At 62.7% G+C, this 15,588-nt stretch carries 11 protein-coding genes and 2 pseudogenes; 1 reads left to right on the top strand and 12 read right to left on the bottom strand.

Going from position 1 to position 15,588, the window contains the following annotated elements; all coding sequences use genetic code 11:
• Window positions 1-15: 15 nt before the first annotated feature.
• Window positions 16-633: a hemolysin III family protein gene (locus tag BZ163_RS09465; RefSeq protein ID WP_128870685.1), complete on the bottom strand. Its 618-nt coding sequence runs from the start codon at window positions 631-633 to the stop codon at window positions 16-18.
• 237 nt (window positions 634-870) lie between these two features.
• Here BZ163_RS09465 and BZ163_RS09470 point away from each other — a divergent pair, with 237 nt between their 5' ends.
• Complete coding sequence (locus BZ163_RS09470; protein WP_128870686.1) at window positions 871-1,785, top strand: LysR substrate-binding domain-containing protein; 915 nt, start codon at window positions 871-873, stop codon at window positions 1,783-1,785.
• Between the two features lie 112 nt (window positions 1,786-1,897).
• Here BZ163_RS09470 and madM read toward each other — a convergent pair whose 3' ends face one another.
• From madM to BZ163_RS09525, 11 genes and pseudogenes are all read right to left on the bottom strand, one after another.
• Window positions 1,898-2,662 (bottom strand): malonate transporter subunit MadM, encoded by a 765-nt coding sequence (gene madM / locus BZ163_RS09475; protein ID WP_128870687.1) that lies wholly within the window; start codon window positions 2,660-2,662, stop codon window positions 1,898-1,900.
• Window position 2,663: 1 nt separating this feature from the next.
• The gene (gene madL / locus BZ163_RS09480) at window positions 2,664-3,080 is read right to left on the bottom strand and encodes a malonate transporter subunit MadL (RefSeq protein WP_128870688.1); all 417 of its coding nucleotides are present in this window, start codon (window positions 3,078-3,080) and stop codon (window positions 2,664-2,666) included.
• 65 nt (window positions 3,081-3,145) lie between these two features.
• Window positions 3,146-4,057, bottom strand: coding sequence for a malonate decarboxylase subunit epsilon (gene mdcH / locus BZ163_RS09485; protein WP_128870689.1), 912 nt, complete (start codon window positions 4,055-4,057; stop codon window positions 3,146-3,148).
• Window positions 4,054-4,674: a malonate decarboxylase holo-ACP synthase gene (locus tag BZ163_RS09490; protein ID WP_128870690.1), complete on the bottom strand. Its 621-nt coding sequence runs from the start codon at window positions 4,672-4,674 to the stop codon at window positions 4,054-4,056. The genes mdcH and BZ163_RS09490 overlap by 4 nt, the downstream gene beginning before the upstream one ends.
• Window positions 4,668-5,471, bottom strand: coding sequence for a biotin-independent malonate decarboxylase subunit gamma (mdcE, locus tag BZ163_RS09495; RefSeq protein WP_128870691.1), 804 nt, complete (start codon window positions 5,469-5,471; stop codon window positions 4,668-4,670). The genes BZ163_RS09490 and mdcE overlap by 7 nt, the downstream gene beginning before the upstream one ends.
• Window positions 5,468-6,331, bottom strand: coding sequence for a biotin-independent malonate decarboxylase subunit beta (locus tag BZ163_RS09500; protein ID WP_128870692.1), 864 nt, complete (start codon window positions 6,329-6,331; stop codon window positions 5,468-5,470). The genes mdcE and BZ163_RS09500 overlap by 4 nt, the downstream gene beginning before the upstream one ends.
• Window positions 6,324-6,622 (bottom strand): annotated as a pseudogene (locus BZ163_RS09505) (malonate decarboxylase subunit delta). Before BZ163_RS09505 ends, BZ163_RS09500 begins: the two are co-directional and overlap by 8 nt.
• Window positions 6,622-7,497 carry a triphosphoribosyl-dephospho-CoA synthase gene (locus BZ163_RS09510; RefSeq protein WP_128870693.1) on the bottom strand — a complete coding sequence of 292 codons (876 nt, stop codon included), beginning with the start codon at window positions 7,495-7,497 and terminating at the stop codon, window positions 6,622-6,624. The pseudogene BZ163_RS09505 and the gene BZ163_RS09510 overlap by 1 nt, the downstream one beginning before the upstream one ends.
• Window positions 7,497-9,167 carry a malonate decarboxylase subunit alpha gene (gene mdcA / locus BZ163_RS09515; protein ID WP_128870694.1) on the bottom strand — a complete coding sequence of 557 codons (1,671 nt, stop codon included), beginning with the start codon at window positions 9,165-9,167 and terminating at the stop codon, window positions 7,497-7,499. The genes BZ163_RS09510 and mdcA overlap by 1 nt, the downstream gene beginning before the upstream one ends.
• Before the next feature lie 366 nt (window positions 9,168-9,533).
• Window positions 9,534-9,989 carry a chemotaxis protein CheW gene (locus tag BZ163_RS09520; RefSeq protein WP_128870695.1) on the bottom strand — a complete coding sequence of 152 codons (456 nt, stop codon included), beginning with the start codon at window positions 9,987-9,989 and terminating at the stop codon, window positions 9,534-9,536.
• A pseudogene (locus BZ163_RS09525) lies at window positions 9,982-15,571 on the bottom strand (Hpt domain-containing protein). The gene BZ163_RS09520 and the pseudogene BZ163_RS09525 overlap by 8 nt, the downstream one beginning before the upstream one ends.
• Between the last annotated feature and the right edge of the window lie 17 nt (window positions 15,572-15,588).

A 15,588-nucleotide genomic window follows, 5' to 3' on the forward strand; every position in this document is an offset into this window, starting at 1 on the left:
TGGCAGCGACGCGGTCTACAAGACATAAAACATGATCGCCACAAAGTGCAGCAGACTCCCGGCGATCACGAACAGATGCCAGATCCCGTGCGCATGGCGCAAACGACTATCCAGCGCAAAAAAAACAATGCCCACGGTGTACAGCACGCCGCCAGATGCCAGCCAGGCGAAACCTGTACTGCCTAATGCCGCCAGTAACGGCTTGACCGCCACCAGCACGATCCAGCCCATCACCGCGTAAATCACGATCGACAAGACCCGCGCTTCCGAACGCGGCTTGATCTCTTGCAGGATGCCGATCAGCGCCAGCCCCCAGACAAGCCCGAACAACGTCCAACCCCAGGGCCCGCGCAGGGTCACCAGGCAGAACGGTGTGTAACTGCCGGCAATGAGCAAGTAGATCGAAAAGTGATCGACCTTCTGCATGATCTCTTTCTTGCGGCCGCGAACGCTGTGGTAAACGGTCGACGCGCTGTAGAGCACCAGCAAGGTGAATCCGTAGATCGCCACGCTGACGATTTTCCACGGACTGCCGTCCATGCCGGCGATCACCAGCATCCACACCACCCCGACGCACGCCGCTACCGCCCCGACCAGATGCGTCCAGGCGTTGAATCTTTCCCCGTGATACATGTGTTGCTCACCTCGAAATTAGTTGCAACATCGCGCAAGGCTCAGGCCTTGAGACTAAAAGCGCAATGTTTCAGCACGCAAGTCCCCCCTGTAGGAGCCGGCTTGCTGGCGAAAGGACTTCGAGACTGGTGGTGTTCTTCAGGACGCCTTCGCTGGCAAGCCAGCTCCTACGAAGGGCAGCAAGCGTGAGCCTCGGGAATTGGGCACAATCGAGCCATTCGAATAAGAGTCTGCATCATGCTGATCGACGAAGAGTTGACCCTGAAAAAACTCGAGGTGTTCCTGGCCTTCATGCGCACCGGCAATCTGGCCCGGGCCGCGGCCGAATTGCAGACCAGCAATGTCAGCGTGCACCGGGCGATCCACTCCCTGGAAAGCGCCCTGCGCTGCCCGCTGTTCAAGCACGAAGGCCGCAACCTGACACCGCTGGAAAGCGCTTATGTGCTGGAAGAACGGGCGCAGAAGCTGATTCAGGACGTGGTCGAAACCGTGCGACTGACCCGGGAAGCGGCCGGGTTCTCCGCCGAGCGCTTCAAGCTCGGCTCGTTGTATTCGCTGACGGTGAAAACGGTGCCGCAGCTGATCATGGGCCTGAAGATCCGGCGCAGCGAGCTCAACATCGACCTGATCCTCGGCTCGAACTTCGACCTGTTGTACAAGCTCAAGAACATGGAGGTCGATGCGATCCTGGTGTCACTGGACGAAAGCATCAACGACCCGGATTGCGAGCAGATCCCACTGTTTTCCGACGATATCTTCCTGGCTACGCCGGCGGACTCGAAGTTCGCCCAACGAACCGAAGTGGATCTGGCCGAAGTGCGCGACGAGACGTTCATTACCCTGACCCAAGGCTTCGCCACGCATCAGGACGGCAAACGGGTATTCGAGCAGGCGGGGTTCGAGCCCAAGGTGGCGATGCAGGTCAACGACATCTTCACCTTGCTGAGCATGGTCAGTTCGGGGGTGGGTTATGCGTTGCTGCCGGGGCGGATCGCGGCGGTGTACGAGAACCGGGTGAAGCTGATTCCGTTGCAGGAAAAGTATCGGTTGCAGCAACACATTGGCGTGGTGTTCTTGAAGGCCAAGGAGCGGGATCCGAATTTGCTGGCGTTGCTGGCGGAGTGTCGGATGTATGCCAATCGCCAAGCTTGAGACCGCGCCGCTCCCTTCGCCAGCAAGCCGGCTCCTACAGGATGCGCGCAATCCCATGCAGGAGCCGGCTTGCTGGCGAAGGCGTCGGTACAGTCAGCAAAGATCCAGCGGGCTAGGCCATGATCCCGCGAACAATGAAGTACAGCAGCGAAGGCCCGAGCAAGCACCCCAGCCCGGTGTGAAAGGTCGCGGTCAACGCGCCATAAGGCACCAACCGCCGATCTGTCGCCGCCAGCCCGGCTGTCACGCCACTCACCGTCCCGGCCAACCCACCAAACACCATCGCCGAGCGCGGGTTATCCAGCCCCATCCAGCGCGCCGCCATCGGTGTGCCGACCATTACAAAAATGGCCTTGATCAACCCGGTCGCAATCGACAGCGCCACCACATCGGAACTCGCGCCAATCGCCGCCCCCGTCACCGGCCCGACGATGTAGGTCACCGCGCCAGCGCCGATGGTGGTCATGCTGATCGCATCGCGATAGCCGAACACCCAGGCAATGCTCGCGCCGACAATGAACGGCAGGATCGTGCCCAGCAGCAGGGCAATGACCCCGATCAACCCGGCTTTTTTCGCTTCGGTGGCCTGCACTTCAAAGGCCGTGGCCACGATCGCAAAGTCCCGCAGCATCGCACCGCCCATCAAACCGATACCGGAAAACAGGGTCAAGTCCGCCAGGCCTTTTTGCCCGCCCGTCATGGTGCCGCCGACCCAGGCCAGCACCAGCCCGATCACGATGGCGATCGCCGAACCATGGATGCGGCCGAACGTCAGTCGCTTGGACAACACCACCGACACCCACATGATCACGCCGACGAAGGCGAACGCCGTCACCAGACCGTTATGTTCCAGACCTTTTTCAATGAGATCCCACATATCAGCGACCTCCTGCAGGTGCGCCAACCGGCGTTATGTCCGCTGGTTCATCGGGCAACGGTTCGCCTTTGTGAGTCCGGCTGATCAGCGCAATGGTGCAGCCGCAGATCACCACCGAACCGATCGCCGCCAGCACCGCCACCGGACCACCGTGCAGGGCGGTGACGACGTTCTGTTGCGCGGCCATCGCGACCACCACGGGAATGTACATGGCGCCCCAGAAGCCGACGCCCATCTCGCAATCCTTGGTCATGCCGCCACGTTTGTGCATCCACAACCGGGCACAGATCAGCAGGATCATCGCGATCCCGACGCCGCCGACGTTGGATTTCACCCCCAGCAACACGCCAAGCATGTCGCCCATGATCACCCCTGCCAGCGTACAGATCGCCAACAGCGCCACACCGTAAATAATCATTATTGTCGTCCTCAAAATGCATCGTCGAATGTTGTTTTTGTTGTTCGAAGGCCTGAGTCAGTGATCTAGGGTTGGCGGCTTCCCTCCTCACGCAACAGCGCCTGCAAGGTATCGAGCCGTGCACCGTCGAAAGCAATCACCGTGCCCTGCTCGAACACCCGGCGCGCCAGCCCGGTCAGCACCGCACCGGGCGGCAGTTCGATCTGTAGCCGTACGCCGCGCTCGTAGGCGCTTTGTACCGTGCCGCGCCAATCCACCACGCGGCACATGTTGAACGCCAGGTCGTCGCGCAAGGCTTCGGTATCGATCACGGGCCGGGCGCGACTGCCGCTCAGGTAGCCCAGCGTCGGTGTTTTCAGCTGCACCCTGGCGAAGGCTTCGGCCAGGGTTTTCGCAGAGGTTTCCAGCAGCGGGCAGTGGGACGGCACGCTGACGGCCAGACGCTTGGCCAGACCTGCGCCGTGACTTTTCGCCAACTCGGCCACCACTTTCATCGCGCCATCGCTGCCGGCAATGACCACCTGGTTATCGGCGTTGATATTGGCCAGGTAAACCGGCGTGGCATCGCTGTGAACTTTTGCCAGCAAACTTTCCACCGTGGCCAGATCCAGACCGATGATTGCCGTCATGCCAAAGCCTTGTGGATAAGCCTGTTGCATCAGCTCACCGCGCAGACTGACCAGATGCAGCGCATCGCTGAAACTCAAAGCACCGGCAACCACTGCCGCCGGGTAAGCACCGATAGACAATCCCGCCACGTAATCCGCCGTCATTAACAACTGGCGTGAAGCCGCGACGCCGGCGATCAGCAGGCAGAGCTGAACCGCTCTTGTCGACTTCAGCGCTTCGGCTGAATCCAGAAGAAAAGCGTCTTCCGCGAGGACTTCACTCGCCTCGATCACTGTTTCCCGAGGCAAACGATGAAGCATGCCCGGCTGCTGCGCGCCCTGGCCTGGGAACACCAGCAAACTGCTCACGCTGCTTGCTCCTGCGGGTTCCAGGGGTTGGTTACCAAACAGGCTTCACTGGCGTTTTTTAGCAGGACCCGTTTCGAGGGACCGGCCCATTCGCGCAGGGCGACAGCGCCGTTTGGCGTTTGCAGTTGCATATCCACCAAGCACTCCGCCGCATCGAAAAGCTTCACCAACTCCTGCGCCTGAGTTCGCTCCAAAGGTTGCGGTGTACGCAGGATAAGGTCGAGGTCGCTGTGCTCGTGCACGGCGGTAAACCCGCTGGCCAATTCAAACCCGGCGCTGCCGCTGACACCCCACACCCACTCACAGGAATCGAGCATCCGCCGCAGTTGATTGAGCGCGCGCACTGCCGGCAAATCCCGATCAATCGAGACATTGCAAAGCGCTTCCGGCCGTACCTGACGCTGAATCGCATGGACCGACATCACCGTTGCATACCGCTGCTCACGCAACCGCCCACGCACGCCGACTGCGATGTGATCCGCCGCGCTCAACGCACGCCGAACCACCACCGGTTGACCCGCACTGATCGACTCGATCACCCACGAAGGCGCATCCGCAGGCAACTGCTCCGGGGTCATCCCCCAGAGCAGATCGTGGGCCAGTAGCGTGTTCACCACTGCTCTCTCAGCAATTGGCGAACCTGGCTCGACGCCGCGCGGTTGGTCGCACCCAAGCGGCTGCTCAGGTCTCGGCCACTGGTGGCGACATCGCCAATCGCCTGGGTCAGGCATTCAGTCACCCGCGTCAGATCCGCCGCGGTCGGTTGCTCGATCTGTTCCACCGACAAGGTTTCCCAGAGCAACCCAAGGCTCGCGTAACTGTCGATGTCATACGCCATCGGCGGCACGCTGGCGGCCAGTGCTTCGAGTTCTTCGACGCTGCGCAAGGTCACCCGCGCCGCCGAAGCCTTGCCCATCGCATGCACCATCACCCCCGGATCCCGCAGGGCGATCAGCCGGTTGGCCTGATAACCATGCGCCAGAAACGCCCCGGACATTGCCTTGCCCACCAGCAAGCCGATCACGGCGTGGCCGGCCAGGCGCGCACGGGCATAACTGTCTGCCGCCCCGGCCAGGGCCTGATGAATGCCGAGCGCTTCCTCGCGTCGACCGTAGGCCTGACTGGGCACATCGACGATGGCGATCAAGGCGCGTTTGTGCGTTTTATCCAGATCGGCTGCGATCGCTTCATCCACAGCCTTGGCCAGGCCCCAACCTTCCAGCAGACCCACCTCGCCATTACGGGCGCGGACGAAGCGGTTGTCGGGGTCGGCGACTACGGCGATGAATCGAACGCAACGATCACCCAGAACACCATCGGCAACCTTCAACGAAGCCGGCAAACCCTCAACCGGTTTAGCGCCTGCACTCAAGGCGTTGAACCAGGTCAGGCCTCTCAGGGAATACGAACTCATGAGCGCTCTCCTTGATACAGATCGCGAACCGTCGCCGGCTCGATTTGCGGCTCGGCATCCAGGCGGGCCAGCCGTTGCAGGAACAGTTCGGCCTGTCGACTGCGTTGCTGAGCTGGTAAACCCTGTTGCAGCAACTGGCTGATCTGCTGCTGAATCTGCGCCACATCGTCGGCGACAAAACCATCGGCCAAGCCACTGGCAAAACGCTGCTCGCCACCGGTCAGGCTCCAGATGAAGGGCCGGTCACGGGAGTCGTATTCCTCAAGCCCGGCTTCCTGTTCGATCACCTGCGGACCGTTCAGGCCAAGCCGCGCTTCCTGGGTCACCAGCAAATAGCTGCACAACCCGGCGGCAATCGACATCCCGCCGAAGCAACCGACACTGCCGGCCACAACGCCGACCACCGGCTGGTACTGGCTCAGATCGACAATCGCGGCATGTATATCGGCAATCGCCGCCAACCCGAGGTTGGCTTCCTGCAAGCGCACGCCGCCGGTCTCCAGGAGCAACACGGCGCGGGTGGGAATGCCATTGCGGTTGTCTTCGGCGGCCAGTTCCAGTGCACCGGCAATCTTCGCTCCGCCGACTTCACCGAGGCTGCCGCCCTGGAATGCGCCTTCGATGGCCGCGATCACCACCGGCAGACCGGCGATGCTGCCCTTGGCGATCACCACGCCGTCATCGGCCTGCGGCACCACGCCCTGGCGCGACAGCCAGGGCGACATGACGCGCTGGAACGGGTCGAGCAATTCACGGAAGGTGCCGGCATCGAGCAAGGCTTTCGCCCGTTGCCGGGCACCGAGTTCGACGAAGCTGCGTCTTTGCAGGTATGGCTTAAGGAGGGCTGCACTGTCAGTCATGGCCAATCTCCTCGAAGCCTTGTTCCAGACGCAGGCGCACCACGCCAGGGGTCGCGCCGAAATCATGGATATCGATCGCCATCGCCAGTGGGTTCTGGCCGTCGAACATCCGCGCGAACAGATGCTGCCAGCGCTGTTCGGCGCCATTGACCGAGGTCTGCACCTTGATCGTCAGCGTGCCGGCCTGACCCGGTTCGATCAGCACTTCCAGATCGCCCGAGCCGACACAACCCACCAGCGTGCGACCGCGTGGCGGCTGCCGGCGGGGAATTCAAAAGATAAGGTTTCCATCAGAAGGCTCCCTGGTTGACGCCGTGGCCCGACTCGATACGGTCGATGAACAGGCAGGCGGCGAGCAAGTCCGCAGCGCCGCCGGGCGAGGCGTTCAATGCGATTAATTGGTGGTCCAGCTCATGCAAACGGCGGCGGCCGTCGAGGCTGGCGCTGCCACCCGACTCGAGCACCGCTTGGGCGCCGAGCTGCATGGTCTGCAGGCCCGTTTCGCCTGCGCGGTAGAGCACGCAGGTGTCGGCCAGGCTGCTCATGATCGCCAGCAAGGCATCGAGCCGGGCGTTCTGCTCGCCATGGCCGGCAGCACGGCTGCGTTTGAGTTGCGGCAACGCCCGTTGAATCACCGCCGGGAACCCCAGCTGCGCTTCTTCACGAGCGCCACGAGCACCGTAACGCTGGGCGACTTGTGCGCCGTGGCTGAGCGGATGCGGCGCGTAACGGTCATCGAGTAACGCCAGGCGTGCGGCGCGCAAAGCCATCGCGCCTGGGGTCGTGGATTCAGGTTCCAGCGCGGCGGCAGTGACCAACAAACCCAAGGCCCAGATCGCTCCGCGATGAGTATTGACGCCTTTGGTGGTGGCGAGCATCGCTTGCTCCCCTTCCCGACCGATCCGCCCGATGGCTTCGCGCAGCGGCAAACCGACCTCGCCAAACTCGCTGGCCGCTTGCGCCATTTCCTTGAACGCCGGCCACAGCGACAGCGCCGAAGCGTGCATCAGTCCCAGGTGCAAATCGGTATGAGCGCCATTGCCGCGACGGTCGACCAGCGCCGGTTTTGGCGACAGGTCGGCTTCGTCGATCAGCGCGTCCACCGCCAGGTCCGCCAGGCTTTCGGCCAGTGACAGCGGTTTGGGTTGCAGGTTGAATGCGTGCATTACCAGCTCCTGAATTTGGCGGGCGGGTTGTACAGGCCACCGGACCACTCGACCAGGTCGGCCACGCTTTTGGCGGCGAGCAATTCGCGGGTGGCGTCGGTGCGGCGGATGCCGAGGTCTTCAGGCAAGGCGATCAGGCCTTCACGGCGCATGCGCGCAGTGTCTTTCGGGTTGTGGCGCAGGCCGATGACCGTCACCCCGGCGACAGCGGCAATCATTGCCTGGCGTTCTTCAAGGGACCGAGCCTTGTATAGATAGGCGATGCCTTCTTCGGTCAGCAGGTGCGTGACGTCATCGCCGTAGATCATGATCGGCGCCAGCGGCATGCCGCTTTTCCTCGCCACCTCGACGGCGTCGAGGGTTTCGACGAAGGTCGGTTTGCCACCCTCCTGGAAGGTCTCGACCATTTGCACCACCAGCTTTTTGCCGCGTTCGAGCAACGCTTCGGGCGCATCGTCGAGACGCATGTCGAGCCAGGCCGGCGTGCCGTGGCGACGACCGCGCGGGTCGTGGCCCATGTTCGGCGCACCACCGAAACCGGCCAGGCGGCCGCGGGTCACGGTAGAGGAATGCCCGTCGCCATCGACTTGCAGGGTCGCGCCGATGAACAGGTCCACCGCGTATTGCCCCGCCAGTTGGCAGAACATCCGGTTGGAACGCAGGGAGCCATCGCGACCGGTGAAGAACACATCTGGCCTGGCGGCGATGTAGTTTTCCATGCCCAGTTCGGTGCCGAAGCAATGCACGCTTTCGACCCAGCCGCTTTCGATCGCAGGGATCAAGGTCGGGTGCGGATTGAGGGTCCAGTTGCGGCAGATCTTGCCCTTCAGGCCGAGGGATTCACCGTAGGTCGGCAGGATCAGTTCGATGGCGGCGGTGTTGAAACCGATGCCGTGGTTGAGGGACTGGACGTTGTGCTTTTCGTAGATCCCGCGGATCGCCATCATCGCCATCAGCACGTGAACGGGCTTGATGTGCCGTGGATCACGGGTAAACAGCGGTTCGATGTAGAACGGTTTGTCGGCCACCACCACGAAGTCCACCCAGGAGGCCGGGATGTCGACCCGCGGCAGGTCACTGACATCGTCCACCAACTGATTGACCTGGACGATGACAATGCCGTCGCTGAAGGCGGCAGGTTCGATCAATGCTGGAGTGTCTTCGGTGCTCGGGCCGGTGTAGATATTGCCGGCGCGGTCGGCCATGAAACCGGCCGAGAGCACGACGTTGGGAATCAGGTCCACCACCAGTCGCGCATAGAGTTCGATGTAGGTGTGGATCGCGCCGATTTCCAGCAGGCCGTCTTCGAGCAACTGGCTGATGCGCAGGCTCTGGGTGCCGGCAAAGGAGAAGTCGAGCTTGCGGGCGATGCCGCGTTCGAACAGGTCCAGATGCTCGGCGCGACCGACGCTGGGCATGATCATGTGCAGGTCATGCAGCTTGCCCGGGTCAGCCTTGGCCAGGGAGCGCGAGAGGAAATCCGCCTGCTTCTGGTTATTGCCTTCCAGCACCACACGGTCGCCGGGCAGGATCAAGGCCTCCAGCGCCGCCACGATTTTGTCGGTGGGCAACACCACACCGTCGGCGAGATCTCGCACCAGCGCGAGACGCCGCTGCTTTTCGCTGCGCCGCCGCGTCCATCGCGAGTCGGGGGATATTGTTGTTGTCATGACCACTCCACGGGTTCGCTGTCGTGGGAGTCACATTAGGAGTGTTGGGTGGGGGCATCAATCAAGCAGGGAGACGGATCGTTACGGTCAGAGTAATGATCGACAGGAGATCTCTGTAGCCGGTACTGCCATCATCGCGGGCAAGCCCGGCTCCCACAGTGTCCGTGCAGCGACTCAATTTTTTGGCCAGACACAAAAACCTGTGGGAGCCGGCTTGCCGGCGAAGGCGTCCTTTCAGCCAACAATGATGTCGACTGGAAGGGCCTCTTCGCTGGCAAGCCAGCTCCTGCATGACCACCTGCGTACCGATCAATTGTGGTCAACACAAACCCCTGTAGGAGCCGGCTTGCCGGCGAAGGCGTCCGGTCATATGAGCCCGGCACTCACCAACAACGCCTCCAGCGCCAGCAAATCCGGCACCTTCGCCACCTGCTCCCCTATTTGCACGGCCGCCTGTTCCAGCGAACACAACGGCACATCCACATAGCTCAACTGACTGTCGAGCTTGTACGAGCGCGGAATCCCCTGCACCAGCAGCGCAATGAACTTCAGCTCCGGCAGCCCCCCAAGGGCATTGAGGATGACAATCCGCGCCCGCTCACCGATGACGATCTTGTTGCCACAGGCCGACTCGAAACTGAGCAATGGAATCTGCCGGTTACGCCACGCGACCCGCCCGAGAAACCAGGGTGGCGCATCGAGATCGAAGGTGCCCGGTTGGTAATCGATCAGCTCGGCGACGGCGACGTTGGGCAAAATCAGGTGACGGTCGGCCAGGGGCAACAGCAGTCCGGTGAGGTTGCTGGTGCGATGCTCAAGCATGGGTCTTGCTCCATAGGGCGATGCTGTCGAGCAGCACCGATTCCTGGTACGGCTTGCCGAGGTAGTCGTTGACGCCGATGGCCATGGCGCGGTCGCGGTGTTTCTGGCCGGTGCGCGAGGTGATCATGATGATTGGCAGGTGCCGCAAGCGTTCGTCCGCGCGCACCCGGGTCGCCACTTCGAAGCCGTCCATGCGCGGCATTTCGATGTCCAGCAGCATCAGGTCCGGCAGGTGTTCTTCGAGCAGCAACATGGCGTCGACACCGTCCTTGGCGGTCAGCACGTTCATGCCGTGGCGTTCGAGCAAACGGCTGGTGACCTTGCGCACGGTGACCGAATCGTCGACCACCAGCACCAGCAACGGTTTGTGCGGCTCGGGTTCCGCGTCGTGAGCCAATGCTCGCTGCGGCACACGTGCCTGCATGGCGCGGATCGGTGCCAGCAGATCGACAATCAGCACCACCCGGCCATCACCCAGGATCGTGGCCCCGGACAACCCCTGTACCGCCGCGAACTGCGGACCGAGGCTTTTCACCACGATCTCGCGGGTGCCAGCCATGGCATCGACCTGCACGGCAACATGTCGCTCGTTGCACTGCACCAGCAACACCGGCAGCGGCAGGCTCTGGCCCAGCAATTTGGGACGGGCGCTGGTCTTGAGCAATTCACCGAGGTAACACAGTTCATAGTGTTGCCCGGCGTAGTTGTAGGTCGGCGGATCGAGCCGGTAATGCCCTTCGAGTTCGTTGGGCAACACACGCACGATACCGTCGATGGTGTTCAGCGGGATCGCGTATTGATCCTCCCCGCACTGCACCATCAGCGCGCGGTTGACCGAGACGGTGAACGGCAGGCGAATCCGGAAGTGCACGCCCTGCCCGGGCACGGAGTCGATGCTCATCGTGCCGCCGAGTTGCCGGACTTCTTCGTGAACCACGTCCATGCCGACGCCCCGCCCGGAAATCTGGGTGATTTTCTCGGCGGTGGAGAACCCCGGTTGCAGGATGAACTGCAGCACGTCGCGGTCGCTGATGTGGCTGTCCGGCGCCAGCAGGCCGCGCTTGATCGCCTTGCGCCGGACCGCGTCCAGCGGCACGCCGGCCCCGTCGTCGCGGATGTCGAAAATGATGTCGCCGCCCTCTCGCGACAGGTCGAGGGTAATCCGCCCCTGAGCCGGTTTACCGGCCGCGATACGCACCTCGGCGGACTCCAGCCCGTGGTCCACGGCATTGCGCAGCATGTGCTCCAGCGGCGCCGCCATGCGTTCGAGCACGTTACGGTCCATCTCGCCTTCAGCGTTGCCGACGATGAACTCCACGTCCTTGCCCAGTTCGCTGGAGACCTGGCGGACGATGCGTTTCAAGCGCGGCAGCATGCGCTCGAACGGCACCATGCGCGTGCGCATCAGGCCTTCCTGCAGTTCGGTGTTGATGCGGCCCTGCTGTTGCAGCAGGTTTTCCGCGTCCTGATTGCGCCGGTCGAGCGTTTCCTTGAGGTCGAGCAGGTCGGAGGCGGATTCGAACAGCGCCCGCGACAGTTGCTGCAACTGCGAATGACGGTCCATTTCCAGCGGATCGAATTCTTCGTAGCCCAGGCGTTCGGCATCGACCTGCTGACGGCTGAGAATCCGCCCCTGGGTTTCGGTATCGAGGCGGCGCAACTGATCGCGCATGCGCTCAATGGTGGTTTCCATTTCGCTCAGGGCCACGCGCGCATCATTGACCTGTTGCTCGATCCGCCCCCGGAAGATCGAGGTTTCGCCGGCCAGGTTGACCAGGTCGTCGAGCAGTTCAGCCGAGACCTTGACCATGTCGGCGCCGGCGTCAGGTGGCAGCACGAGTGGCTCGGGCTTGTGCGTTGCGAGTGTGACAGCCGGCGTTTCAGGCACCGCTGGGTGGCTGAAATTCCTGATCGCGTCGATCAGTTGATCGGCCGCTGGCAACGGGTCCCCGGCGCGGGTCGCGTCGAGCATTTGCGCCAGTCGGTCATGGCTGCTTTGCAGCAGCGCGAACAACGCGGGGGTGGCTTGCAGCACGCCAGCGGACAGGCCCTCGTAGAGAAATTCGAGCTCATGGGCGAGGTCGCCGATCGGGACGATCTCGACCATCCGCGCGCCCCCCTTGAGGGTGTGCAGATCGCGCAACAGGGTTTCCACTTCCTGACGATTGGTCGGTTCGGCTTGCCAGCGCACCAATGCCGCGCCAGAGTTTTCAATGATGTCGAAACCTTCCTCGAGGAAGATGTCCTGCAACTCGGGATCATGGGCGGCCGATTCGTTGGCCGGCGCGGGCTCGACCCGCTCAAGGGTACGGGCATTGTCCTGACGGTAGTGGCGAATGACGTCGATCAACTCCCCCGGATCGGTCAATGGCTGCTGGTGTTGCAGTTGCTCAAGCAACTCGGCGAGTCGGTCATGGCTGTGTTGCAGCAGCTGCGCCAAGGCTTCGCCGTGACTGAAACGGCGATCGACCAGGCCTTCGTAAAGGCTTTCCAACTCATGGGCCAGGTCACCGACGGGGTCGACGTCGGCCATCCGCGCACCACCCTTGAGGGTGTGCAGGTCACGCTGCAAGGACAACAGCGGCGCGGCGTTGTCCGGGTCGCCCAGCCAGCGTTGCAGGGCCTGGCCGGCGCTGTCGAGGATATCCACCGCTTCTTCGAGGAAGATCGCGACGATCTCATCGTCCAGCCCGACACGGCCCCCTGTAGGAGCTGCTTGCAGCGAAGGTCGTTAACGATGACGCGTTTTCCATGGATAAACGCGGCGCCTGTGAGTCCTTCGCTGGCAAGCCAGCTCCTACATCAGGGGATTGCGGGAGGCCGAATTCGGTTGCGGTCTGTGCCAGTTCAGCCGTAGCGCTGCCCAGCTCGCGAATGCTCAGGGTTCGGCTGCCGTCGCTACGGATCAGGCCCATGGCCGAGGGATCGAGGCCCTCATCGAGCAAGCCGCGCAAGGCCTGGATCCGCTCCGGTTGCGGGCTGACTTCCTGGCCAGCGGCCAGTTCGTCGAGCATGTTGATCAATGCTTCGTGGGCACTTTGCGCCTCGTGAAAAAACCGCTCGCTGACCGCCAGGCTGCTTTCCTCCACCGCGCCATAGAGGTCGAGCAAGGCTTCGCAGAGCTCATCCACCGGATGCAGATCGGCCAGGTGCGCGCCTTCGCCCAGGGTGGTCAATTCGTCCAGCAGTGCACTGAGTTCCTGCCGCTCGCCGGGATGTTCCTGCCAACGCCGCAACAGGCTTTCGGCATCCAGCAGAATGTCCATGCCCTGGGCGAGAAAGTTGTTGATCAACTGCGGATCGCGCTTGATGCGCAGCCCGGTATTGGGTGCACTCAGTAGACTTTGCAGACGCTCGGCCAGCAACGCCTGGGTGCGCTCGATCAACGAGCGGGCACCGGGAATCCCGGCCAGCGGGTCGCGCTTGAGTTGCCGCAGCCCGAGACGGAACAGTCCTTCAGCCTCCAGCAACAGTTCGACCTCATCCAGATCCAGCGCCAGCAGGTGGGCCTTGTATTCCCGGGTCAGATGATCCAGCGGCGCTGCCAGCTCGGCAATCGGCAAAACGCCCGCCATGGAGGCGCTGCCCTTGAGAGTGTGCAAGGCCCGCTGCAACTCGTCGCTGGCCTGCAACGGCAGCTGCTCGGCAGCCCGGTCGAGGAAGCGGTTGAGACTGCCCAAATGGGTTTCGGCTTCGTTGCGAAAAATCTCCAGCAACACCGGATCCAGCGCCGCAACATCCTGCGTCACCTCATCCGCCGGCGGGTTGTCGGCAGCGACGGGACTGCCCAGCACATCGGCCAGGGTCTGCAGGAGGGCCGGATCGTCCAGTTCCTGATGATCGCGCATCAGCTGTGCCTGCGTCGGGCTGAGCACCTCTTCAAGCACCGGCACCTGTTGCTCGCTGGGGAAAAAGCCGAGGGCGGCCAGGCTCTTTTGCGCGACGTCGAGCAGATGTTCGCCCGGCGCTTCGGGATCGTCGCCAAGGCGCTCCAGGTAGTACTCGATGCTGGTCACGATGTCGGCCAGGCTGTCGAGTTCCTGCCAGCCGGGGTGATCCGGATCCAGCAACAGATGCTCGTGGATAAACTGGTTGCAGGTTTCGATCAGGCTCGCCGCGCGGCTCAACGGAATCATCGCCAGCGCGCCGCGCACCTGGGTCAGCAGCGCCGGCAGTGGCTGCAGGTGCTGGCGATCCCAGTCGGCGTCGATGTAGTCGACGATCATGTCCTTGGCCTGTTGCAGGCAAATGCGGGCTTCCTTCATCACGATCTGGTGGATCTGCGTCAGGTCCGTGGTTGGTAGACGGCTTTCTTCCTGGCTTTGAGGCTCGACGGTGCCGACCATGCCGGCCAGGGTCGCTTCGACATAGAGCAAGGCGCCGGCGACATCCATCAGGATTGCGTCATTGGGCTCGCGCTGGCCTTGGGCCAGGCTCAGTACCACCGCCAACTGGTCGATGATGACCTTGCGTGGCTGGCCGAAACCGAGCACCGCCAGGGTGTCGGCGATTTGCCTCAGCGGCGCCAGCAAGCTCTCGAGGTCCGAGGTGTGCTGGCGGTCGCTGCGCACGAACAGGTCCAGGCGCTCCTTGACCCGCACCAGTTCTTCGCACAGCGCCGAAAGCACCGAGCGCATGGCGTCGCGGTCGGGGCCGGCCAGCCGTGCCCGTTCTTCATCGACCATCGCACTGTCAGGCAGCGCATCGTCCAGTCCGTAGCGATCTTTCATGGTCAGCATCTGCCCGGTGGGGTGTTCGGCCTTGGCAATGTAAAACAGCAAACGCTTGAGCAGCATCGGTGGCGCCGGCTGATTGATGCCGGGCATGCCCCGTTCGAGCAGCCGTTTGAGTTCCTGATCGGCCTCCTTGAACAGGCTTCGCAAGGCCGGGCTGTTGGCGATCGCGCCGCTGCGCATGCCTTCGACCAGCGCCGAGGCGACTTGCCACAACGGCCCCAGTGGCGCAGGGCCACACAGCCCTTCCAGGCGCGAAAACACCTGGGCCAGATACCCGAGATTAGCCTCCTCATCCTGTTCGCGCAGCAAACCGGCCAGGGCCATCTGCAACATCTGCCGCAGCTTGCGTAGCACATCAGGCAAATCCGCCGGCTCCAGCAACGCCAGGGATTGCTCATCCAGTGGCGGCAGGTCCGGCAATTGCGGGATGAACAGGCTGGTTTCCGACAACAGGCCTTCGCCGCGGACGGTGCGCAGATCGTTGATCAACGGCAACATGACCAGCGGCAGGTCCCGACGGACGCTTTGCACCCGGTCGAGGTAGATCGGCAGTTGCCCGAGGGCCTGCAGCAACAGATGGATCGCCTCCTCGCGAAGGCTGACACGGTGGCGCAGCAGGGCGCGGGTCAGTTGCTCCATTTCTTCGGCGAACAGCGCCGCGCCGTAGAATTCGACCATCTGCAGGCTGCCATGAACCTGATGGATGCACGCCAGGCACTCGCTCAGGGCGTGCGTCGCCTGCGGGTCATCCAGCAAGGTGACGATCGCCTGATGCGCCACTTTCAACGTTTCGGCAATCTCGCCCTTGACCCACTCGAGGGCCACATAGTCGTGCCGATCACCCATAACCACTCCAGTCCGCA

The organism is Pseudomonas sp. VI4.1, assembly GCF_002029345.1.
Classification (GTDB): Bacteria; Pseudomonadota; Gammaproteobacteria; order Pseudomonadales; family Pseudomonadaceae; genus Aquipseudomonas.